18 protein-coding genes and 1 tRNA gene are annotated in these 21,900 nt (G+C 64.3%); 2 read left to right on the top strand and 17 right to left on the bottom strand.

The genetic code is table 11. The features are described 5' to 3' along the window. Positions 1 to 99: 99 nt before the first annotated feature. Positions 100 to 303 (bottom strand): DUF2934 domain-containing protein, encoded by a 204-nt coding sequence (locus ASD80_RS09055; RefSeq protein ID WP_200950274.1) that lies wholly within the window; start codon positions 301 to 303, stop codon positions 100 to 102. A gap of 116 nt (positions 304 to 419) precedes the next feature. Here ASD80_RS09055 and ASD80_RS09050 point away from each other — a divergent pair, with 116 nt between their 5' ends. Next, complete coding sequence (locus ASD80_RS09050) at positions 420 to 1,130, top strand: class I SAM-dependent methyltransferase (RefSeq protein ID WP_056231729.1); 711 nt, start codon at positions 420 to 422, stop codon at positions 1,128 to 1,130. Between the two features lie 11 nt (positions 1,131 to 1,141). Here the strand turns inward: ASD80_RS09050 and ASD80_RS09045 are convergent, their stop codons facing one another. From ASD80_RS09045 to ASD80_RS08960, 16 genes are all read right to left on the bottom strand, one after another. Next, the gene (locus tag ASD80_RS09045) at positions 1,142 to 1,780 is read right to left on the bottom strand and encodes a ThuA domain-containing protein (protein WP_056231726.1); all 639 of its coding nucleotides are present in this window, start codon (positions 1,778 to 1,780) and stop codon (positions 1,142 to 1,144) included. Between the two features lie 56 nt (positions 1,781 to 1,836). After that, positions 1,837 to 3,462 carry an acyltransferase gene (locus ASD80_RS09040; RefSeq protein ID WP_056231724.1) on the bottom strand — a complete coding sequence of 542 codons (1,626 nt, stop codon included), beginning with the start codon at positions 3,460 to 3,462 and terminating at the stop codon, positions 1,837 to 1,839. Positions 3,463 to 3,686: 224 nt separating this feature from the next. Next, complete coding sequence (locus ASD80_RS09035; protein WP_056231721.1) at positions 3,687 to 4,694, bottom strand: hydroxyacid dehydrogenase; 1,008 nt, start codon at positions 4,692 to 4,694, stop codon at positions 3,687 to 3,689. Between the two features lies 1 nt (position 4,695). Continuing rightward, positions 4,696 to 6,549, bottom strand: coding sequence for a DUF2264 domain-containing protein (locus ASD80_RS09030; protein ID WP_056231719.1), 1,854 nt, complete (start codon positions 6,547 to 6,549; stop codon positions 4,696 to 4,698). Positions 6,550 to 6,728: 179 nt separating this feature from the next. After that, positions 6,729 to 7,772, bottom strand: a complete 1,044-nt coding sequence (locus ASD80_RS09020) for an ABC transporter ATP-binding protein (protein WP_056231715.1) — start codon at positions 7,770 to 7,772, stop codon at positions 6,729 to 6,731. Beyond that, a complete protein-coding gene (locus ASD80_RS09015) occupies positions 7,769 to 8,788 on the bottom strand; it encodes an ABC transporter ATP-binding protein (RefSeq protein WP_056231712.1) in 1,020 nt (339 codons plus the stop codon). Before ASD80_RS09015 ends, ASD80_RS09020 begins: the two co-directional genes overlap by 4 nt. 165 nt (positions 8,789 to 8,953) lie before the next feature. Then, on the bottom strand, positions 8,954 to 10,102 hold the full coding sequence (locus ASD80_RS09005) for an ABC transporter permease (protein ID WP_082555165.1): 1,149 nt from the start codon (positions 10,100 to 10,102) through the stop codon (positions 8,954 to 8,956). Beyond that, positions 10,102 to 11,094 carry an ABC transporter permease gene (locus ASD80_RS09000; protein WP_056231706.1) on the bottom strand — a complete coding sequence of 331 codons (993 nt, stop codon included), beginning with the start codon at positions 11,092 to 11,094 and terminating at the stop codon, positions 10,102 to 10,104. Before ASD80_RS09000 ends, ASD80_RS09005 begins: the two co-directional genes overlap by 1 nt. A gap of 219 nt (positions 11,095 to 11,313) precedes the next feature. Continuing rightward, positions 11,314 to 13,242, bottom strand: a complete 1,929-nt coding sequence (locus ASD80_RS08995; protein WP_056231704.1) for an ABC transporter substrate-binding protein — start codon at positions 13,240 to 13,242, stop codon at positions 11,314 to 11,316. Between the two features lie 91 nt (positions 13,243 to 13,333). Next, complete coding sequence (locus ASD80_RS08990; RefSeq protein ID WP_082555163.1) at positions 13,334 to 15,151, bottom strand: heparinase II/III family protein; 1,818 nt, start codon at positions 15,149 to 15,151, stop codon at positions 13,334 to 13,336. Positions 15,152 to 15,818: 667 nt separating this feature from the next. Next, positions 15,819 to 16,817, bottom strand: coding sequence for a LacI family DNA-binding transcriptional regulator (locus tag ASD80_RS08985; protein ID WP_162247339.1), 999 nt, complete (start codon positions 16,815 to 16,817; stop codon positions 15,819 to 15,821). Positions 16,818 to 16,899: 82 nt separating this feature from the next. Next, entirely contained in the window at positions 16,900 to 17,868 is a 969-nt protein-coding gene (locus ASD80_RS08980; RefSeq protein WP_056231695.1) for an acetylxylan esterase, read from the bottom strand. Positions 17,869 to 18,094: 226 nt separating this feature from the next. Then, entirely contained in the window at positions 18,095 to 19,018 is a 924-nt protein-coding gene (locus tag ASD80_RS08975) for a flagellar motor protein MotB (RefSeq protein ID WP_056231692.1), read from the bottom strand. Positions 19,019 to 19,039: 21 nt separating this feature from the next. Then, positions 19,040 to 19,903, bottom strand: a complete 864-nt coding sequence (gene motA / locus ASD80_RS08970; RefSeq protein ID WP_056231690.1) for a flagellar motor stator protein MotA — start codon at positions 19,901 to 19,903, stop codon at positions 19,040 to 19,042. A 176-nt stretch (positions 19,904 to 20,079) separates the two neighbouring features. After that, positions 20,080 to 20,292, bottom strand: a complete 213-nt coding sequence (locus ASD80_RS08965; RefSeq protein WP_156460387.1) for a hypothetical protein — start codon at positions 20,290 to 20,292, stop codon at positions 20,080 to 20,082. Between the two features lie 202 nt (positions 20,293 to 20,494). Continuing rightward, positions 20,495 to 20,571, bottom strand: a tRNA-Met gene (locus tag ASD80_RS08960). A 225-nt stretch (positions 20,572 to 20,796) separates the two neighbouring features. On the opposite strand from ASD80_RS08960, the gene ASD80_RS08955 reads away from it, so the two are divergent. Continuing rightward, complete coding sequence (locus ASD80_RS08955; protein WP_056231685.1) at positions 20,797 to 21,747, top strand: ring-cleaving dioxygenase; 951 nt, start codon at positions 20,797 to 20,799, stop codon at positions 21,745 to 21,747. Positions 21,748 to 21,900: the final 153 nt, after the last annotated feature.

Here is a 21,900-nt window from a genome sequence, read left to right as displayed (position 1 = left end):
GGGAGATTTTTAGGCGGTGAGGCCCGGAGAGCTGCGCTCGCAGGGCCCAGGTCCTCCGACGGCACAATCCAAAGACCAGCGGGCCCCATTGGGCCCGTCTCATTTCTCCTCGATTTCCCCCGCCGCATCGCGCCAGTGTTCCTCGGCGCGATCGACCGGCGTGCCCTCGGCCAGCCATTTGTCATAGGCGAGCTGGCGCACCAGCATGTCCTTGGCGCGCAGCCAATAGTCGAACGGCCGACCCGCGGGGCGTCCATCCTGCTCCCACAGGAAATAGGCCGTCTGCCGAATGCGTTCGGCCACGTCTGAATTTTTTCGCATCGCCGCAACCGATTTGAACATCTAGGGCGCAACGGTCCGTCTTGCCCCCCGGTTCCGGCCCGGCATAGTCTTTCGCTTCACTTACCAGGCCGCCCGCAATGACCGCCTCGCTCTACCCCGCCGACTTCTACCAGAACCGCCGCGCCCATACCGCCCATGCGGCAAGCCGCATCCTCGGCGCGCTGCCCGCCCTGCCCCGACGCAGGGTCGCCGACATCGGCTGCGGCACCGGCACCTGGCTCGCCGCCGCGCTGGAGGCCGGCACCGAGGCGACCTTCGGCATCGAGGGCGACTGGGTGACGCCGGCCATGCTCGACGATGCCCGCATCGCCTTCGCCCCCCAGGATCTCGAAAAGCGTTTTGCCGGCCCGCGCGTCGATCTGGCGCTCTCGCTGGAAGTGGCCGAACACCTCTCCCCCGCCCGCGCCGATAGCTTCGTCGCCGACCTCGTCGCCCTCGCGCCCGCCGTGCTGTTCAGCGCCGCCATCCCCGGCCAGGGTGGCGTCGGTCATCTCAACGAACAATGGCAAAGCTGGTGGGCCGAGCGTTTCGCCGCGCATGGCTACCGCGCCTATGACGTGATCCGCCCCGCCATCTGGACCGACGACGCCATTCCCGCCTGGTATCGGCAGAACGTAGTGCTCTACCTGGCCGAGCCCCTGCCTGGCCTCACGCCCACCGAACCGGCTTTGCTCGACCGCGTCCATCCGGCCTTCTGGGCCCGCGCCAACCGCGAACTGGCCTATGCCGATGCCCAGCCGGAATCGGAGGTGCTACGGCGCCAGGCGGAAACGGCGCAGCAGCAATAGCGGGGGCTGGCCTACCGCGCTGCCCAGAGCAGTCCGCGCCGCAGGATTTCCCTTACCGGCCCCACTAGCTCATCGGCCGTATGGCCCAGCGACGAATAGAACACCCGCCCCCGGTCATGCATGGTGGTGAACACCACCGGCATCACCACATCCTTGCGCCAGGGATGGAACTCCCCGGAAAACCGCGTCGTCGCCAGCACGTCGACCGCCGGATCGTAATTGAGATAATACTGCTCGCTCGTATGCTCGAAGCTGCCGATCCCGGCCAGCAGCTCATGATCCCCGACATCGACCCGATAGGTGATGATATTGCCCGGATGCTGCACCCAGTAGCAGCTCGCCGCATAGCGGAACGGCACTGAGCTGCGAAAGCTCGTCGCCATGCCCATATGGAACCCGGCCAGCCCGGTCCCGGCGCGAATGGCCTCGATCAGCCTGGCCATTCTCTCCGCCGCCAGCACCCCATCGGTGATGACCGGTACGACAAGGTCGTTGCTGCCGATATCCTCGGCGCCCAGCGTCTCGTAGTCGTCCGTCACCGTGACGGCAAAATCTTCCGCCTCCAGCAGGTCGCGCACCACATTGGCACTCCGCTCCGGCGTATGCAGCTCCATCCCGCCCCAGACGACGAGGGCTCTTTTCTGCGTCATTGGCCGGCTCTCCCTGATCATCCATTCCATCGTCATTGCCCGGCTTGGTTGGGCCGCTAAAGTCCCAACCCCACAGCCTGCGTCCGATGCACCCCCTTGGGCACGAACGCGAAATCCTCCGCAATCCCCAGCAGCTCCGCCGCCAGGTGCACCACGCTCAGCCACATTTCGGTGCCCTGCAAACTCGTCTCCTGCCCATCGGCAAAGGCAAAACCCCCGCCATCTACCCAGCGTTCCTCCGCCCGGCCGATCACCGCCCGCGCAACCGCCTCGGCCTCGGCCCGGCGATAGTCGGTCTGCCTGAGGCACAGCAGCAGCGGATGGATGGTGTCGAGCAGGTTGCAGGCGGTGTAGGTCCGCCCCGCAAACCCGCCATAATTCCGATAGTTCAGCAAAACCGAGTCGATCGCCCGCTCGGCATTGGGCACCGGCAGCCCGAACTGCGCATAGGTGCCGCGCGTCAGCCGATAGAAGCCGTTGACCGGTTGCAGCAGCCCCTCATCACCCGTCGGCGAACCCCACAGCCCCGTCGCCCGGTCCTGCTGCATTGCCAGCCAGCCGAACAGCGTCTCCCGTGCCCGGCCGGTCGAAAAATACCGCGCATTGAAATAGAGCGCCGTACCGATGGCATCCACCGCCGCGCCCGCGCCCCAGGCCCGCTCGCGCCAGCTCAGGCCTTCGAGCCAGTCGCACAGCTCCACCGCGCCCAGCTCCACGGCGGAAACCCGGTGCAGCGGCCGCCCGCCCAGCACTTCGATGGCATAGCCCACCGACAGCACATTATAGAGCGCCAGCCCATTATCCCGCCGCGCCTGTCCCGCCGCTGGAGGCTGATGCGGATCGGGGAACAGCCCCGTCACCGGATCCTGCAACGTCTGCAACGCGGCCAGGGTCGACGCAACGTCCAGCCCCTCGGGCAAAGCGCCAAACCCTGCCGCGATCTCGATGGCGTCGTTCAAATGCCGCGCACTGCGCCGCGCCGTCCCATCCGCCTCGCGCGAGACATAGTCCCCGCTTTCGCGGAACCGCGCCAACACCTCCGGCCACTGCGCCGCCGCCGCTGCCCCCAGCCGCTGCAAGGCCGAAGCGCTGTCTTTCCGCGCCGATTGCCCGCGATAGCGCACCACCCTGGCCGGCACCCCACCGACAATGGCCATGCTCGGCACATCCTTGCTCACCACCGCCCCAGCCGCAATCACCGCGCCCTTGCCCACTCTCACCCCATCCAGCACCACCGCATTGGCCCCGATCCACACATCGTCCTCGATGGTAATGCCCAGGCTCTCATGCTTCTGCATATGGATCGGCACGCCGGGATCATCGAACCCATGATTGAACCCCACTATCGACACATGGCTGGCAATCCGCACCCCGTCGCCACACCGCACCCTGCCCGAAATCATCGCATAGGGATTGACCGTCGTATGCGCGCCGAATTCCACATCGCCCCGCACCAGCGCATGGCCCGCGATCCAGCTCGCCTCGCCCAGCACCAGATGCGAAGTGAAGATCGCCGCCTCCGCCGCCACATAGGAAGTCGGATGAAAACTGGCCCCCGCCACCTCGGCAAGATGCGCCAATCGCGCCCGATGCTCCGGCGCCTCGATATCCGCCGACGTCCTATCCCAGGTCAGAAATTGCAGCCGGGCTTCGTGGTCTTCTGGTGCGCTATAAGTATCCACTGTTCTCTTCCACCCACCGAGCCCACCCTCCCCCTTGAGGGGAGGGAAGCGAGATAGGACTTGGCGTCAGCCAAGTCCGTTGAATCGAGCAGGGTGGGGGTGTCGAGCTATCCACGAACTCGATGCCTGAGGAACCTCCGACCCCCCTCCCTGGCTTCGCTACGGCCCGCCGGGCCGAGCCGCGCGGCTCCCGCAAGGGGGTGGGTGCCATCCAGTATGCCTCATCACGCCAATCGCTCCAGCAGCGCCGGCTCGATTTCGAATTCCATCGGCACCCCCGCCACGAAGCGCTCGATTTCCTCGATCGCCATCTGTCCCAGCCGCAATCTCTCCGTGCCAACCGCCCCCGCCACATGCGGGGTCAGGAACACATTGGGCAGACTATAAAGCGGCGAGCCCCGCTCGGGAATCTCGGGGTCGGTCACATCGATCACCGCATGGATACGCCCGGTTTCCAGCTCGGCAATCAGCGCCGCCTCGTCGATCAGCGCCCCGCGGGCCGTATTGATGAGCGCCGCGCCATCCTTCATCAGCCTGAGCTGACTGGCCCCGATCATCGCCCTGGTAGATGGCAGCGACGGCGCATGGATCGACACCACATCCGAGCGGGCCATCAGCGTCTCGAGATCGACCAGTTCCGCCCCTGCCAATACAGGATCACCCGGCTGCACAAACGGGTCGCTGACCAGCACGGTGAAATCGAATCCCCTGAGCATCCGCGCCACTCTGCGGCCGATGCGCGAAGCGCCCACCAGCCCGATCGTGCGGTGATAATTGCCGATCGGCTCGTCCATCAGCGCGTAGGTGCTGCGTCGGCTGGGGTCGGCCCGATAGCGATCGCGCAGCTCGAACACACGCTTGTTGGCGAAGATGATCGCGGCCAGGGTAAATTCGGCCACCGGCACCGCATTGGCGTCGGCCGCATGCGTCACCCTGATGCCCGCCGCATAAACCGCCGGGTCCAGCGTGAACTTCACTGTCCCCGCCGCATGGGCGATGAGCTTGAGGTTCGGCGCCGCCTTGACCACCTCCGCCGTCACCATCGGGCAGCCCCAGCCGGTGACGAGAATATTGATCTCGCCCAGCACCGCCCGCGCCTCGGCGCTGGAAAAATCCTCCAGCGGCTCCGGCCTGACCACGTCGCAGACGCCGGCCAGCCGGTCCAGCGCCTCCGCGTCGAACACATGCCTGGTCTTGTCCGCCGCCATGGCGAAGGCGAGTTTAGGGCGCATTTCAGAACCGCTCCGGCACCAGAATGGCGCTGACGTCTTGGCCCTCGCGGGCAAACATGGCTTCGAGCGCCGCCATGTCGGGCGCATGCGGCACCTGAACCAAAGCCGCCTCGGCCTCCGCCCCCACCGGCAGGGCCATCGCCGCCGCCACCAGCAGCGTCGTCCCCGCCGGGATCTCGCCGCGCAATTGTGGCACGATGGTTTTGCTGACGATGAGATTGGTATTGGGATAGGCCCGATGCGCCCGCCCCGCGCGCTTGCCGATGAGATCGACAATGGCGCTCACATCCGTCGCGCTCCTGGCCACGGCCCGCCCGGCCTCGTCGATAGTGGTATCGGCATTGAGATCGGCCCGCCCGATGGCAAACCCGCCCTCGGTGGCATGCAGCGCCCGAGGCGTCGTGATCCGATGCACGCGGATATGCCAGAGATTGGCCGGGATCAGCCAGGTCTCCACCTCGACGTCGCTCCACGGCTTCCAGCGCGAGAACAGCGTGTTCTCGGCAATCTGGGCGACCTCGTTGGTCTCGCGCACCCGGTAGTGCCGCCCGTCGTCGGAAAAAGCCAGCGCTCCATCGAAAGCGCCCATATTATAGGCGCGCTCGTCCACCTCGACCGAAAAGCCATAACGGCTGGCATAGGCGAATTTGGCATATTTCTCGGTGCCCGCCCGCATCTGCCAGTTCTGCTGGCCGCTCGACAGGGCCACGACATTGCCCGGCGTGTGCATCATCACCATGCCGGGATGTTTCAGCGGCACCGGCTTCTTGCTCACCACCGCCGGCGTCTCTTCCGCCGTCCAGAACGGATGGTCGTCCGGCAGTGCCAGCGGCAGGAAGGCCTTGAGCGCCCAATAGGGCGAGCCGGCCGAATTGTAGCTCTCGGACATGAACAGGTTCGGATAGCCATAGCCGACGCTGAGCACGCCATCGCGATTGGCGATGGGCTTGTCCGCCCACCAGCGCAGATGGCGCAGGAACTGCCCCTTGATCTCGCCCCATGGCAGGGCTTCGAGATCGGCAAAGGCCAGCGCCCCCCAGATGCCGCCGCAGGCAAAGCGATAGGTCAGGCTCCGCCCGAAGGCCAGCACCCCGCCATCCGCATCGAACCAGTGGCGGATATCCTTGGCGAACAGGGTCGCCCGCTCCTTGTAGGCCGCCACCCGCTTCTCGTCGCCCCGCGCCAGCTTGGCGTAGATCAGCCCATAGAAGTGCATGGCAAAGGGAATGTAGTGGTCGATCCGCCGCACATTGCCGTCGCGATACCAGCCATCGCCCAGATAGAAACCGTCGAGCTCTTCGAGATACTTCTCGGTCAGCGAACGGTCGAACTCGACGCCGCATTCCTCCAGCCCCAGATCGACCAGGATGCGGAAGAATTTCCAGTTATTGTCGGCATAGTCGTGCCTGCGGGCATGCTTGAGATATGCCGCGAGATTTCCTTTGGCTTTCTCGCTCAATGGCTCCCACACGAGATGCGGCAGCAGCCGCATGGTGAAGCCGATGGCCGCCAGCTCCACCATCCGCTGGTCGGTCGAATTGACTGTCCCCCAATATTCGGGATGCTCGGGATCGGTGCCATTGGCCAGTCCGCGCCGGTACAGCTCCCAATGGTCGAACGCCCCGCCGCCCGCTGCCAGCGGCGTCAGCCCCCAGAGCGGCCGCGCAAAACCTTCGAGGTCCGCCGCCGCCCGGTCGAAATGCGCCCCGGCGCCATCGAGCCGCACCCGCGCCCCGCCCTCCGAGAAATAGGGCAGCACCGGATTGAACAGATCGCCCAGCGCCCGCTCCACATCGGCGCGGGTTTTGAGCGGATTGCCATGCAGCGGATTGGCGGTGACGGGATCGTAGGTCATTTCAAAAAAATTCCTTGCGGAGCCTTTGGACAATTTCAGCAGCAAACAGAGTCATCGGCTCCGGCGCCTCCCTCCCCCTTGAGGGGAGGGAATGAGGGTGGGGGTCCATCGGCGATTCACTGAACCACCCCCTCCCCGGCCCTCCCCTCAAGGGGGAGGGGGCGATGAACATCTGACCTTCAGGCATCATTCAGCTCCGCGCCGACCGGCGCGTCTTCATACGCGCCCTTCAAATCCAGTTTCTCGGCAAAGTGGCAGGCCGCTTCCTGCGTCGTCCCGTTGATCGGCCGCAGCACCGGCTTGTCGGTCCGGCACACGTCCTCGGCATATTTACAGCGGGGATGGAACGGGCAGCCGACCGGGCGATTGCCGAGATAGGGAATTTCCCCGCGCACTTCCGTCTTGCGCCCCTTGCGCCGCAGCGGGTCGGCAATCGGCAGGGCTTCGAGCAGCAATTCGGTATAGGGGTGGCGCGGCCGTTCGAACAGCATTTCGGTGGGCGCATTTTCCACCACATGGCCGAGATACATCACCACCACCCGGTCGGCGATATAGTTCACCACCCCCAGGTCGTGGCTGATGAAGATATAGGTCAGCCCGAACTCGGCCTTGAGGTCTTCGAGCAGGTTCAGCACCTGCGCCTGGATCGACACGTCCAGCGCCGACACCGCCTCGTCGGCGATCACCAGCTTGGGGTCGAGCACCAGCGCCCGCGCAATGCCGATGCGCTGCCGCTGCCCGCCCGAAAAGGCATGCGGATAGCGCCCCACCGCCTCGGCCGGAATGCCGACCTTTTCCAGTGTGCCGATCACGCGGTCTTCCAGTTCCTTGCCCTTGCAGATCTTATGAATCCGCAGCGGCTCGGCCACGATATCGAAGACCCGCATATTGGGATTGAGCGAACTCATCGGGTCCTGGAAGATCATGCGGATATCCTGCCGCCACGGCTTGATCTCGCGCTTGGAAAGCGCCGTCAGCTCCACATCCCCGCCGGATTTGGGGTGGTAGATCACCCGGCCGTCATTGGCGGGCTGCGCCTTGATGATGCAGCGCCCCAAAGTGGTCTTGCCGCAGCCGCTTTCGCCGACAATGGCCAGCGTTTCGCCCGCTTCCACCGTCAGGTTGATATCGGTCAGCGCATCCAGCCGCCGTTCCGGCCCGAACAGGCCGCCGCTCAGCGTGAAATGCTTGGAGAGATGCTCCACAGTCAGCAGCGTGCTCATGCCACCGCCTCCGCAGGTTGGCGCGTCAGCAGGTGGCAGCGCGCATGGTGGCCATTGCCCATATCGGTCCGCTCCGGCCGCACCGTGGCGCAGGGCTCGAACGCATGGGGGCAGCGGCTGGTAAAGGCGCAACCTTCCGGCCGGTCCCGCGGCGCCGGCACCGTGCCCTTGATGGGCGACAGCCGCACCCGTTCAGCCTTGCGCGCCATCTTGGGAATGGAAGCCATCAGCGCCTGCGTATAGGGGTGGCTTGGGCGGGCGAACACGTCATGCACATCCCCCTGCTCCACCACGTCGCCCAGATACATCACCGCCACTTCGTCGGCGATTTCCGCCACCACGCCCAGGTCATGGGTGATGAACAGCATCGCCATACCGAAATCGGCCTGCAATTGCCGCAGCAGGTCGAGGATTTGCGCCTGCGTCGTCACGTCCAGCGCCGTGGTCGGCTCATCGGCGATCAGCAGTTGCGGCGTGCAGGCCAAAGCCATGGCGATCATCGCCCGCTGCCGCAGCCCGCCGCTGAGTTCGAACGGATAGGCGTCGGCCCGCTCCCGCGCGCCGGGTATCCCCACCTGGTCGAGCAGAGCCACCGTGCGCTCCCGCGCCTGCTTGGGCCTCAACCCCTCATGGATCACCATCATCTCGTCGATCTGGTCGCCGATGGTATGCACCGGCGACAGCGAGCTCATCGGCTCCTGGAAGATCATCGAGATCTGGTTGCCGCGGATCGCCCGCAACGGCAGGCTGTCCTGCTTGAGCGTGACGATATCGGTCGGTGCCTGGTCACCGGGTGAAAAGACAATCGAGCCGCGCCGGATTTCCGCATTCTTGTCGAGCAGCCGCAGCACCGCCCGCGCCGTCACCGACTTGCCGCAGCCGCTCTCGCCCACCAGCGCCAGCGTCTTGCCGGGGGTCAGGGTGAGATCCACCTGCCGTACCGCCTCGATATCGGCCTCGTCGGGCGAGGAAAAGGTGATGGACATGTCCTTGATGGTGAGGATGGGTTGGGTCATGACAGATACTCTTGGCGCGCCAGCGCCACCTCTCCCTTGGGGGAGAGGTCGACCCTCTTGGGTCGGGTGAGGGGGCCTTCCCCACGCACCTCACCCGGTAAAGGCCCCCTCACCCGCCCTTTCAGGGCGACCTCTCCCCCGAAGGGAGAGGTGAAGAAGATCGAACTACCGCCCATGTGGATCAGCCGCATCGCGCAACCCGTCCCCGAAAAAGTTCATCGACAAAATGATCACCACCACGCAGATGCCCGGCGTCAGCAGCCAGGGCGCGGTGGCCAATGTGCGGATATTCTGCGCGTCCTGCAGCAGCGTGCCCCAGCTCACGATCGGCGCCTGCAGGCCCAGCCCGAGGAAGCTCAGCGCCGTTTCCGCCAGGATCATCCCCGGAATGGCCAGCGTCGCCGCCGCGATGATGTGGCTCATGAAGCTGGGCACCATATGCCGCGTGATGATGCGCCAGTCGCTGGCCCCGTCGAGCTGCGCCGCCGTGACGAAATCCTCGGTTCGAAGGCTCAGGAAGCGCCCGCGCACCACCCGCGCCAGCTCGGTCCAGCCGATCAGGCTCAAGATGACGGTGATGGCGAAATAGGTCTGCAGCGCGCTCCAATCCTTGGGCAAGGCCGCCGCCAGCCCCAGCCACAATGGAATGGTCGGCATCGAGCGGATGAACTCGACCACGCGCATGACCGCACTGTCGAACCAGCCGCCGTAATAGCCGGCAAAGCCGCCGATGATGATGCCGAAGAACAGGCTGAGCGTCACCCCGGCCAGGCCAATGCTGAGCGAAATCCGGGTGCCGTGGATCAGCCGGCTCAGCAGGTCCCGGCCTAGCCGGTCGGCGCCCAGGATATAGAACGGCGCCCGCGCCTCGGTGACGCCGATGAACTTGACCGACATCGGGATCACCCCGGCCAGCAGGTAGGGATCGCTCGGCACGAAGAACTGCACCGGAATTTCCACCGTGGGATCGATGACGAAGGTCCGCCGCATCGCCTTCTGGTCGATCTCGGTGGCATAGCCGTTCACATGCGGGAAAAAGCGCCAGGAGCCGTCCTCGCTGGTCGAAAACAACTGGATGCCCTGGGGCGGCGCATAGGTATAGCGCGCGCTATAGGCCGATGGATCGGTCGGTGCGAGGAACTCGGCCAGCAGGGCCACGAGGTAAAAGGCGATGACCACCCACAGGCTGACCAGCGCCAGCCGGTGCCGCCTGAAGCGCCGCCACATCAGCCCGATCTGGCTCTCGGGCCTGGCGCGGCCGGCCGGAACGGCGACGGCGTCAGCGGGGTTATGGGTCATGGTTTCCACGGCCATCACTTGCTCCCGTAGCGGATGCGCGGATCGATCCACGCGAGCAGCAGGTCGGAGACCAGCGTGCCGATGACGGTGAGCACGCCCAGCAGCATGATGATGGCGCCGGCCAGGAACATGTCCTGGCTGGTCAGCGAGCGCAGCAGCAGCGGCCCGGCCGTCGGCAGGTTGAGCACCACCGAGACGATCACCGAGCTGGAAACCAGCGCCGGCAGCAGCCAGCCGATGGTCGAGACCAGCGGATTGAGCGCCACCCGCACCGGGTATTTGAGAATAGTGCGGAATTCGCTGAGCCCCTTGGCCCGCGCCGTCGTCACATAGGGCTTCTTGAGCTCGTCGAGCAGGTTGGCCCGCAGGATGCGGATCAGCTCGGCCGTACCCGCCGTCGACAGCACCAGGATGGGCGCCCAGGCATGGCTCAGGAAATCCCACAGCCGGGCAAAACTCCAGCGCGCCGTCTCATATTCGGGCGAGAACATGCCGCCCAGCGTTTCTCCGAACCAGACGAAGGTGAGGTACATCAGGATCAGCGCGAAGAAGAAATTGGGAATGGCCAGCCCGATGAAGCCGCCAATGGTGGCGAGGTAATCGCCCAGCGAATATTTGCGCACCGCCGCATAGATGCCGATCGGCAGGGCCACCAGCCACATGACGATGACGGCCAGCCCTTCGAGCAGGATGGAATTGCCCAGCCTTCCCCAGATCAGCGTCGTCACCGGCGCCTTCCATTCGAAGCTCTGCCCGAAATCGCCGCGCGTCACGATGCCGGTAATCCACTTCCAGTATTGCACCAGATAGGGCTCGCCGAAGCCGTATTGCCGGCGCAGCGCCTCGATAGCGGCGGGATCGACCCGGTCGCCATTGGCCGACAGCGTCGCCACATAGGTCGTCAGGTAGTCGCCCGGCGGCAGCTGGATAATGGCAAAGGCCACAAAGCTCACGGCCCACAGGGTCAGGACCATCGCGATCAGCCGGCCGGAAATGAAACGCAGCATGGGCGTCTCCTGTTAACTGAAGTCGCAGTCGACCCCTCCCTTGCGGGGAGGGATCAAGGGTGGGGGGAGGTTTGGCCCCGATATTCGGGCCAACCGCCACCCCCTCCCAGCCTCCCCCGTCAAGGGGGAGGAGCCGCTTTGTGGCGTGGCTACACAGTGCCACTGCCTATTCTCAACCCTCCGCGGCACCCGCAAGCGCCGCGGAGGGCGGGAGGGATCCTATTCAGCGGCGAAGTACCACTGGAACGGATCATAGGGTGCCGGCGTCGGGAACAGATACGCCTGGAACAGTGTGTCGGGGATGTTCCGCACGTTGTTCTTGGCGATGTAGTAGGTGTCGCCAGGCAGGCTCACGCCGATGACCGGGAAGTTCTCCTGGCCAATGGTCAGGATCTGCTTCATCAGGTCGGCCCGCTTGTCGGGATTGCCCTCGCCGCGCAGCGAGGTCAGCAGGTCCATCTGCTCCTTGGCCCAGGGCGCCGGCTCTTCGGCGATATCGGGCGTCGTGCCGTTGAACCAGGCCTGCCAGCGGAAGGCCCAGACGGATTCGGGGCTGAACGCCATGTAGTAGCGGGGTTCCTGCACCACATCGAGGCCGCCGTCGCCACCCCAGACCTGCGCGTCATAGTCGCCCAGCGGCCGCTTGTCGTAATAGAGCGTGCGGTCGATATTGTTGATTTCCATCTTGATGCCGGCCGCTTCGAGCTGGAGCTGGATCAGTTCCAGCATGTCCGGCCATTCCGGACGGAGCGAGGCGATGGTGTCGATGGTGATGGTCAGCGGCGAGCCGTCGGCGAAGGTGTAGAAGCCGTCGCCACCCTTGACCAGGCCCGCCGCTTCGAGATGCTGCGCCGCCGCTTCCGGGTCGAACTCGGTATACTGCTTGGCATAGGTCTCGTTGTAGTAGGGCGACTCCGGCCTTGGCGCCACCTGGTAGGGTTCGCCCTGCCCGGTGAAGACCACGTCGATGATCTCCATGCGGTCCAGCGCATGGCTGATGCCGATGCGGAAGTCCTTGTTCTGGAACAGCTCGCGACGCTTGGGATCGACGTGGTTGAGGTTGAACTGGATGACCATCGTGTTGGACGAGGACTGCACTTCCGTCCCCATGCGATAGTCGCCCGCTTCCTGGCCGTCGAAGAACAGCGGCTGGTTGGCCACGGTCGAGATATGGCGATCCTGGAAGTCGATCTCGCCATTGAGCGCCATCAGCGTGATTTCTTCGAGCGAATCCGAAACGCGCATTTCCAGCCGGTCGATATAGGGCAGCTGGTTCCCCTCGGTATCGACCTTCCAGTAATAGGGATTGCGCACGAAGGTCGTGCGGGTGGCGTCGCCGGTCAGCGGCTCCTCGATCATCCAGGCATTCATGAAGGGCAGGTCGGGATTGGCCCAGCGGATGGTTTCCGTCGCCCAGGAGCAGCGATCCTGCATGTAGAGTTCCCAGGTCTCGAACCCGGCCGCCTTGGCATCGGCCGCCGCGTTCGGATTGGTGCCCGGATAGAACTGGCCGCAATAGTCCTTGCTGAGCGACACGATGGTCAGCCCGTTGACGCTGGCCAGTTCGTCCATGATGACGCCATTGGGATTTTCGAAGATGAACTTGAACGTGGTGTCGTCGACGACTTCGATGCTGACCGGATTGGCGGGGTTCTTCACGAAGCCGCCGCCGCCCGAATAGGTCGGCTCATGCAGCAGGTTGACGGCGAATTCGATGTCGGCGCTGGTGAACGGCGTGCCGTTATTCCACTTCAGCCCCTCGCGCAGGTGGAACGTATAGGTGCGCGCATCGTCGCTGACTTCCCAGCTTTCGGCCAGGTTGGGGATGATGGTCTTCCACTCGCGGTCGTAGCGCACCAGCCCGTCATAGGCCACGGTGCGGGCGATCCAGGCATTGTCGAGGCCCCCGCGCAAGGCCGAGTGCCAGGTGCCGCCATAGGTGCCGACGCTCTCGACGGGGGTAATCACCAGCGGATTGGCCGGCAGGCGTTCTTCGAGCGGCGGCAGCGCGCCGCTGGTCACCAGTTCGTCGAGCATCGGCGCCTGTTGTTGCGCCAGCGCCGGGGCCGCGGCGAGCATGGTGGCCAGGGCCACCGCGCTCGCCAGCCCCGTAAGTCGGGTGCGTTGCATGAAGACATTGGGCTTCATCGTGTTAGTCCTCCCTTGCCCGGCGCACTGTGCTCCGGGTCCTTCCTCCAAGATCGGCGGTTCGTCCGCCAAACTCACCATCGCCGTCCCCTCAGAGCGGCGTGATCTCCAGCGTCACCGCGCCCCGGCCCGGCCGCTCTCTGGCTGTGAACAGCACGCGGGTCAGGTCGACCGATGGCGCATATTGCTTTTCGACGCCGCGATGGATGTCGGTGCCTACCGCCACGCGGGCGGGGTCGAAGCGCACGCGCACGCCACCCTCGCCATCGCCGATCCGCACCTCATCCGCGCGGATCTCGACGCCGAGCGGCGTCACCAGCACCGATTGGAAATCGCCGCCGCCATTGGCGAAAGCGAAGTCGTCGCTGAGCGTGATCCGTCCGCCCGGCGCCTGCCGGTCCAGCGCCACTTCGCGCCGCAATTGGCTCAACCCTGCCGCTGCCGGATAGGCCGCCGCCATGTCGATCGTCAGCACGTCCCGCTCCGCGCCGTGGCTGTGTTCCACCAGTGATGCGGCGCGCTCGACGCCCTCGTCCTGCTCATGGCCATTGACCACCGGCACCGAATGCCCGCGCGACGAGGCCATGATGTTCTGGTAGCGATCGGGCCCGAAATAGGCCTTGGAATAGCGCCCGCGCCCCGGATCGGTCAGCACGATGCGGCCCTTGTTGACCACGATCAGCGAACCGACATCGTTCTGGTTGTGCATCTCGTCATTGTGCCCGCCCTTGACGGCGAGACGCAGCGAGTCCGGATCGGCGGGGTCGAGCCGAGATATCATCCAGGCCATGTCGCCATACCAGTCATGCGCCGTGCCGCCAAAGGCCACGCCCTTGTCCGGCAGCGGCCAGGCGAACTGGCGCAGCGGCCAGACGAACTGGTTGAAGTGATCGACCGTGAAATCGTTCTTCATGCCCAATTCGGTCAAAGCCGGCAGGCCGAGCCGGTCGGCCAGGTGGCTCAGCAGGCCCGGATGGAAATTGGGATTGCTGTCCGAATCCGAAAAGCTCGCCCACAGTCCCTGCGTCAGCACCGTGCGCACCGGGAACTGGGCGATGTCGCGCACCTGGCTGTTGTCGAGCAGGTCGATGGCGCCGCCGGTCCGCGCCGCCAGCAGATGCGCCAACACCACGAAATTTCCGAATCCGTACGACCAGTAATCCGGTCCCTCCGACGAGCCGCCCTGGCTGTCGAAGGTTTCGAGGTAATCGGCCAGGCTATGCAGACCCCGCGTGATGATTTCCGCCAGCCGGTCAAGGTCGGTCTCGAAATAGCAGGCCGCCCCGACCACGCCGGCCACACACACCGCCGTCCAGTTGTTGACCTGCCGGGCCGGCGTCGTATGCAGCCACCAGTGATCGTTCCGCTCGATGAACGGGCTTATGGTGCGGCGGTCAGTCTCGCTGCGCAGCCGCGCCCGCAGTGATGGCGACAGCGTATCGCCCAGCAGGTAATCGAGTTCGGCCAGGTCCAGCCCGGTCATCGCCGCCGCCAGGTCCACCGTCGGACGGTCGGGGAAATCGAGCCCCCGCGCATGCGCCGGCCACGCCCAGTTGGTTTCTTCCAGCCGGGCAAAGGCGATGTTCTCGACGGCGGCGGTAAACCGACCCCTGCCGTCGAGCCACTCGGCCAGCGTCAGCCGGTAGAGCATGTTGCGCCGCTTGCGCTGGGCATCCTCATAGCCCTCGCGCCGGCCGTTGCGCTGAAATTCGAGATAGAGTTCGGCCGGCAGCGCCGGAATGGGTTCGGCGATATCGGCCTCGGCTGCCGCGAGCAATTGCCCCATGGCGGCATCGCCCACCCGGCTCCGCACTGCCGCCGCATCGGCACCACGCGGGAAGGGCGTAAAGGCCGGCGCGCTATCGAGCACCATGCGGACGTGCTTGACGTTCCACCGCCGCAATTCCATGCCGTCCTCCCGTCGGCGCCACGCCGGGCGCTGTGCCACTGTTCCTGCCGGGCTGCCCTTCTTGATCGAGGACAGGCTCTCGCAGGTCAGCGACCCTGACTTATGCAACTTGGGTAACGGTAGGCCAGTTTTTGCGTCATTTCAAGCATTTTGCGCAAATCACGCAAATTACGCAAATTTGTTCATTTTGCGTCGATTCAGCAACGGCATAGGCCGTGGAAATTCACCTCTCCCGCGCGTCGATGCTAACAGTCTGCTAACATTTTCCGGGGGTCGCTGACACGATTTCGGGGTCGCCGGCCGAAGCGGAAAAACTTATCCCCGCCCAAAAGCGCGGCCCTTCCTCCCCGCGAAAGCAGGCCACCGACCTCGTCCACCTTTCAGCGCATACGGCGCGATGGATGGCCCGGACAAGCCGGGTAATGACGAGCGCGGGGACAATCTGGCGGCCACAAAAGTTTCAAGGGATCAAGGGTGGGGGGATGTTTAGCCCCGATATCCGGGCTAAACGACACCCCCACCCAGCCTCCCCCGTCAAGGGGGAGGAGCCGCGCGGTGGACATGGCAACCTCGTGCCAGCCCCCTGCCCTTATGGGGATAGCCACCGACCTCTCGTCACCCGTCCACGTCATTCCCGCCTGCGCGGATGACGCCAAGCGGAGACTCCCTACCCCGGAAACACCGTCTCGCCCTCGACCATGGTGACCCCGATTTCAAGCTGCTGCACGGCCGCTTCACCGTCCATATGCTCGGCCAGCAGCCGCACCGCGCCGCGTCCGATTGCCTCGCGATCCACCCGCGTCGTGCTCAGCCGTGGAGTCGCCATGCCGGCCAGCGGCAGGTCGTCGAAGCCGATGATCGAGAAGTTCTGTGGCAGTGGGCTGTCGGCCCCATAGATGCCTTCCAGCATCTCCACCGCGGCAATGTCGTTCCAGATGAAGGCCGCGGTGATGTCGTGCTTGCCGGCCAGCATGTCGGCCAGCAATTCCCGCGTGTGGCGCTCATCGGTATTGACCACGGTTCCCACTGCGCCCGGCGTCATGGCAATGGCCTGCTCGAACCCGCGCAGGCGCTGCCTTATGGTCGGCCGATTGCGATGCGTATAATGCAGGATTTTCCGGTGCCCGGCATCCAGCAGGCGCTGCGTCGCCATATAGGCGCCGTAGTAATTGGCCGGCGAAACCGAGCTGACCCGCATCTTCGGGTCGCTGCCATTGACCAGCACCACCGGCACTTCGGCCTCATTGGACCAGGCCGCCAGCTCCTCCCAGGCATCGATCCCCGCCAGCAGCAGGCCGCCGGCATCGGCCTGGGCGATCTGCTTTTTTATCAAATCCAGCGTCACCACGGATTCATTGACCAGCCGCACGTCGAGCGCCATGCCGGCCGCCGCCGCCTGCGTCCGCATGCCCTCGACAATGCCGAAATAGAAGCCCGACAGCCCGCTCGTCGCGCTGCCCAGCGGCACCAGCGCCACCGCCCTTTTATCCCCGGACACCGCGGCCATGTTATGCTTGCTCTTGTAGCCCAGCGTCCGCGCCATGCGCTGCACGTCGCGCCGCACCGCGTCGCTGATGCCGATCTCGTTGGCCAGCGCGCGCGACACCGTACTCACCGAAACGCCAAGGCGTTCCGCGATATCGGCCTGGTTTGCACGTCTTTGCACGGTCACGGCTTCGCCTCGCTGTCTCATCTACGCAATATTTGCGTTTTTTGAGCAGCGCAAGTCCCGCCGTGAACTTATCCCCCTAGCTGAAACGCTGGGCGAGCCACACCATTTGCGCCCGGTCCTGGAAAGCCTGGCCGCCTTCGTGGTTGTTGAATTCGTATTCCTCGATGCTCTTGTCGGTCCCGGCATAGGCATTGTAGGCGCCATAGACCGTCGATGGCGGGCAGGTCTCGTCCATCACCGCCACCGAGAACAAAGCCGCCGCCTTGGCCTGTCGCCCGAAGTTGACGCCATCGAAATAGTTGAGCACTTCAAAGACCTTGGCCTTCTTGTCACGGTGCTGCGCCAGGAAGCGCACGATCTCCAGATAGGGGTCGCGGCCGGCCTTCTGCACGGCACGCGGATAATCGCAGAGGAAGGGCACGTCGGTCATGACCGCCTTGACCCTGGGGTCGATCCCGGCCACGGCCAGCGAGATGCCGCCGCCCTGGCTGCCGCCGCAGACGGCGATCCTTCCGGCATCGACGAAATCCTGCGCCACCAGCATGTCCACGGCCCGCACCGCATCGGTAAACACCCGGCGGTAGTAGTAGTCGTTCCTGTCGAGAATGCCCTTGGTCATCATGCCGGGAATGGACGGCGTCGTGCCCACCGGGTCCGACGTCGCCCCCATCGACCAGCCGCTGCCCTGCCCGCGCGTATCCATGCGGAAATAGGCATAGCCCGAGGCAGCCCAGTGCAATTGTTCATGCGGAAAGCCCCGCCCGCCGCCATAGCCCAGATATTGCACCACCAGCGGCAACCTTCCCGTCCGCTGCGCCGGCAGCACCAGCCAGCCCTTGATCTTGTGCCCGCCAAAGCCCGGAAAGGTCACGTCGAACGCGTCCACCGCCTTGAGCGTGGTGTCGGCCTTCACCATGCTGACATCGCCCCCGATGGCCCGCGCCTCGGCAAGAGTCGCCTCCCAGAATGAAGAGAAATCCCCCGGCATCTGAACGCTGCTACGATAGGCGCCGAGTTCAGGCTGGATCAGATCGGGAAAGGGCACGGCAACACTCCTGGCAAATGGCGACGTGACCATGCACCGAGGCAGGCTTCCATACCAGATGGTTTTTTTGCCTCTCCCTTGGGGGGAGAGGTATGGAACGGCTTGGGACACATTGCTTCAGTCGTCTCCCTCCCCCTTGCGGGGAGGGAGCAAGGGTGGGGGGATGTTCAGCCCCGATATGCTGCCAAGTTGCAAGGCGATAGCCCAAGGGAGTGATGAAGAAAACCTAAGGCTTCAGCCCGGCCGGCACCGGCGGCTCCTCATGCAGCAGCGTGATCTCGACCCGCTCATTGGCCGCCATATAGGGGTCGTTGGGGAAGAACGGATCGGCCGTCGAGCGGCCCACCACCGAATTGACGCGGTCATCGGCCAGCCCGAACTCACCCAGGATTTGCCGGACCGTATTGGCGCGATCGGCCGAAAGTTCCCAGGAACCATAGCGCGGATTGGCATAGACGCCGCCCGCCGCGGTATGGCCGGAAATCCGCACCGGACTCGATAGCTTCTGCAGGATGGGCGCAATCGCCGCGATGGCCTGCCGCGTCACCTCATTGGGATATTTCGACCCCTCGGGGAACATCGGCCGACCCTCTTGGTCGATGATGCGGATATTGAGCCCTTCGTCGGTCTCCTCGACGATCAGGTTATCGGCAATCTCGGTAATGTCGGGCAGCGACTGCCAGGCCTGGCGAATGCTCGCCGCAGCGCTGTGGAAGCCCTGGTCGTCATCGGCCTTGAGATCGTATTGGGACGCATTGGCCGCCTCGAATTCATTGCCCTGCAGTTGGTCGCGGCCGCTCATCGCGCCGGTCACCGTGCCGAATTCCTCGCCCTTGGGCGTCACCGAGGCATCCACGGTCACGTCGGGAGCCGAGCCGCGCATCAGCGCATCCGCGCTGTCATCCAGCGCCGTACCGCCCATCAACCCGCCCGAACCACTGGTCGTCGGGCTGATATTGGGCGGCGCGAAATACGAGGCGAGGCCTTCCTTCTGCTCGGGCGTGGTCATGCTGATCAGCCACAGCAGCAGGAAGAAGGCCATCATGGCAGTCACGAAGTCGGCATAGGCGATCTTCCAGGCCCCGCCATGATGGGCGTGCTTGTGCTTCTTGACCTTCTTGATGATGATCGGCTGGTCGAAATTCGCCATTCTGGCTTCCTAAATCATGCCCTATGTCGCGGCGGGCAGGTTGGCCGTGGCCTCGTCGATTTCGGCGAAGCTCGGCCGGTCTTCCGACATCAGCGCCTTGCGCGCGAATTCGATGGCCATGACTGGCACCTGGCCGGAAATATGGGCCAGAAGGCCAACCTTGAGCGACAGGAAATACTTGTCCTCGGCCTCGTAGATATTGCGCAGCGACTGCGCGAACGGCCCGAAAAAGCCATAGGCCACGAACACGCCGAAGAAGGTACCGACCAGAGCGCCGCCGATCATGTGGCCGAGCACTTCGGGCGGTTCGCTGATGGCGCCCATCGTATGGATCACGCCCAGCACGGCGGCCACGATGCCCAAAGCCGGCGTCCCGTCGGCCAGCGCCTGCATGGCATTGACGACGCGCTCATTCTCCTGGTGATGGGTTTCCAGCTCCTCGTCCATCAGGGCTTCCATTTCGTGGACATTGTTGGAGCCCAGCGTGACCATGCGCAGGTAATCGCAGACGAACTCGACGGCGTGATGATTGTTGGCAAAGGTGGGAAAGCGCGCGAACAGCGTCGATTCAGCGGGATTTTCGATATGCTGTTCCAGCGCCAGAATGCCCTTGGACTGGACCAGCTTATAGAGGCTGAACTGCATGCCGAGCAGTTCGACATACGCCGCCTTGTTGTATTTCGGGCCCTTGAACAGCGTTGCGAACACGCCCAGCGTCTGCTTCAGCACCGGTCCCGTATTGCCGATGACATAGGCGCCGATGGCCGCGCCGAGAATGATCACGAATTCAAAGGGTTGCCACAGCACATACATGTGGCCGCCAACCCCGAGATACCCGCCAATGACCGCGCCGATAACGATAACGATGCCGATAAGAAGACGCATAAGACCTGAAACTCACCTTGTGGACGACATCGTTTCCAGGTCGGCATTATCGGTCGGTTTACCTTAACAGCCGGTTTATCCACGGCTTCGCGCCCTGTGGTACCATGGCGCCCAGGCCGTGCCACAAGACTTAAGATCGATATGGAGAGTTGAATTGAATCCGGCGCCGCGCCGGCTCAGTTGTGCCATAGGCCGCGCTGGCTGCGGGCATCGATGACCTGGCGCAGGAACACTTCGGCGGGACGGTAGTACCAGGCAAGTTCCGCCGGCGACTGCGCCGGCTCCAACGCAGTGCGCTCGAATTCGACCTGCACCGCGGCGCGCATCGCGCATTCGAGGTAATAGACCCCGCCCGTCACCATGAATATCGCGCTTGCCAATAGTTCCAAATTCACCCCATGTCCCCCTTGTCAATTGCCAGACAGTATAGTCCAGCCCATCACCGTCTCAGGAAGAAACGATCCGTTAAGCCTAACTGGCTCAACTCTAAGTAAAATTCCGACCAGCAGGAGGTGGCGTCCGGACGCCTGCCGCAGAAACGGCAAAAGCCGGGCTTTCACCCGGCCTGCACGTCATTGCCTGCAATGAAAATGGTAGCGAAGCCCAGATTTGAACTGGGGACACACGGATTATGATTCCGCTGCTCTAACCAACTGAGCTACTCCGCCCCAAGGGGCAGCGCGGGTTTCCCCGAGCGACGCGCACTAACTAAGTTTAGCGCGCCGCGGTGTCAAGCACCAGTGGTGCAGGCCGGCCTCGCACACGCCACAAGGCTATCGTTCAAGGATCGGCACAAGTCTGTCGGCATTGTAGCGCTGCCAAAGCGGCGCGAGGTCCACTACATCTTGGTCAACGTTGAGCGCGATACCCGCGCCCCATCAGGAGACACCAACATGACGCTCGAACTCGGAGGCATCCATCACCTCACGGCGGTTACCGCCGAGGCGAAGAAGAATCTGGCCTTCTATACCCAGACCCTGGGCATGCGGCTGATCAAGAAGACGGTCAACCAGGACGACACGACGGCCTATCACCTGTTCTATGGCGACGGCGTGGCCTCGCCTGGCGCCGACCTCACTTTCTTCGATTTCCCCGCCGCCCGCGAACAGCGTGGCAACCATACGGTGGGCCGCACTGGCCTGCGCGTCGATACCGAGGATAGCCTAGTCTGGTGGAAGGCCCACCTGCAGGAACACGGCGTCGGCACCAGCGCCATCAAGGAGCGCAATGGCCAGCTTTCGCTCGATTTCGAGGATTTCGAGGGCCAGCGCTTCCGCATGGTGATCGACGCCGCCAACAGGAGCGTTCCCTGGGCCAAATCACCCGTGCCATCAGAGCGGCAGATCATCGGGCTCGGGCCCATTACCCTTTCGGTGCCGCGTCTCGATCGCACGGAGGCGGTGCTGACCCAGGTGATGAACATGCGCAAGGTGCGCGAATACGCCACGACCAGCCATACGCCCGAGACCCACGTCTATGAAATGGGCCCCGGCGGCCCCGGTGCCGAACTGCATGTTGCGGTCGACCCAAACCTGCCCGCGGCCCGTCCGGGTGCAGGTGGCGTCCATCACGTCGCCTTCCGCACGCCGGACCAGGATGGGCTGCGCCAGTGGATCGAGCGGGTTGGCCGTGCCGGCTTGCGCAATAGCGGAGAGGTGGAGCGCTTTTATTTTACCTCGCTCTATTTCCGCGAGCCCAACGGCATCCTGTTCGAGATCGCCACCGACGTCCCCGGCTTCGCGGCGGATGAGCCGATGGAGACATTGGGGGAAAGCCTTGCTCTGCCGCCGTTCCTCGAAGGTCGTCGGGCCAGCATTGAGGCGGAGCTGAAGCCGCTGGTTTAGATGCATGTGGGTGGGGCAGCAGTTGCCCCACCCTAACCCACCGGCCGTCACCCTCGGGCTTGACCCGAGGGCGTTACACTTACCGAAACTGCACAAGTGCAGAGCCCTCGGGTCAAGCAACTGTCGATTGTTTGACGATAGCATTGAGGATGG

The sequence above is a fragment of the Devosia sp. Root635 genome (genome assembly GCF_001427605.1).
Classification (GTDB): domain Bacteria; phylum Pseudomonadota; class Alphaproteobacteria; order Rhizobiales; family Devosiaceae; genus Devosia.
The sequence above is the reverse complement of the archived record's forward strand: the minus strand, read 5'-3'. Positions and strand labels throughout refer to the sequence as shown.

Excerpts from the sequence above, each read along its gene's own strand:
- ASD80_RS09050 (WP_056231729.1), top strand. The coding sequence starts at position 420 with ATGACCGCCTCGCTCTACCCCGCCGACTTCTACCAGAACCGCCGCGCC.
- ASD80_RS09045 (WP_056231726.1), bottom strand. The coding sequence starts at position 1,780 with ATGACGCAGAAAAGAGCCCTCGTCGTCTGGGGCGGGATGGAGCTGCAT.
- ASD80_RS09035 (WP_056231721.1), bottom strand. The coding sequence starts at position 4,694 with ATGCGCCCTAAACTCGCCTTCGCCATGGCGGCGGACAAGACCAGGCAT.
- ASD80_RS09030 (WP_056231719.1), bottom strand. The coding sequence starts at position 6,549 with ATGACCTACGATCCCGTCACCGCCAATCCGCTGCATGGCAATCCGCTC.
- ASD80_RS09020 (WP_056231715.1), bottom strand. The coding sequence starts at position 7,772 with ATGAGCACGCTGCTGACTGTGGAGCATCTCTCCAAGCATTTCACGCTG.
- ASD80_RS09015 (WP_056231712.1), bottom strand. The coding sequence starts at position 8,788 with ATGACCCAACCCATCCTCACCATCAAGGACATGTCCATCACCTTTTCC.
- ASD80_RS09005 (WP_082555165.1), bottom strand. The coding sequence starts at position 10,102 with ATGGCCGTGGAAACCATGACCCATAACCCCGCTGACGCCGTCGCCGTT.
- ASD80_RS09000 (WP_056231706.1), bottom strand. The coding sequence starts at position 11,094 with ATGCTGCGTTTCATTTCCGGCCGGCTGATCGCGATGGTCCTGACCCTG.
- ASD80_RS08995 (WP_056231704.1), bottom strand. The coding sequence starts at position 13,242 with ATGAAGCCCAATGTCTTCATGCAACGCACCCGACTTACGGGGCTGGCG.
- ASD80_RS08990 (WP_082555163.1), bottom strand. The coding sequence starts at position 15,151 with ATGGAATTGCGGCGGTGGAACGTCAAGCACGTCCGCATGGTGCTCGAT.
- ASD80_RS08975 (WP_056231692.1), bottom strand. The coding sequence starts at position 19,018 with ATGGCGAATTTCGACCAGCCGATCATCATCAAGAAGGTCAAGAAGCAC.
- motA (WP_056231690.1), bottom strand. The coding sequence starts at position 19,903 with ATGCGTCTTCTTATCGGCATCGTTATCGTTATCGGCGCGGTCATTGGC.
- ASD80_RS08955 (WP_056231685.1), top strand. The coding sequence starts at position 20,797 with ATGACGCTCGAACTCGGAGGCATCCATCACCTCACGGCGGTTACCGCC.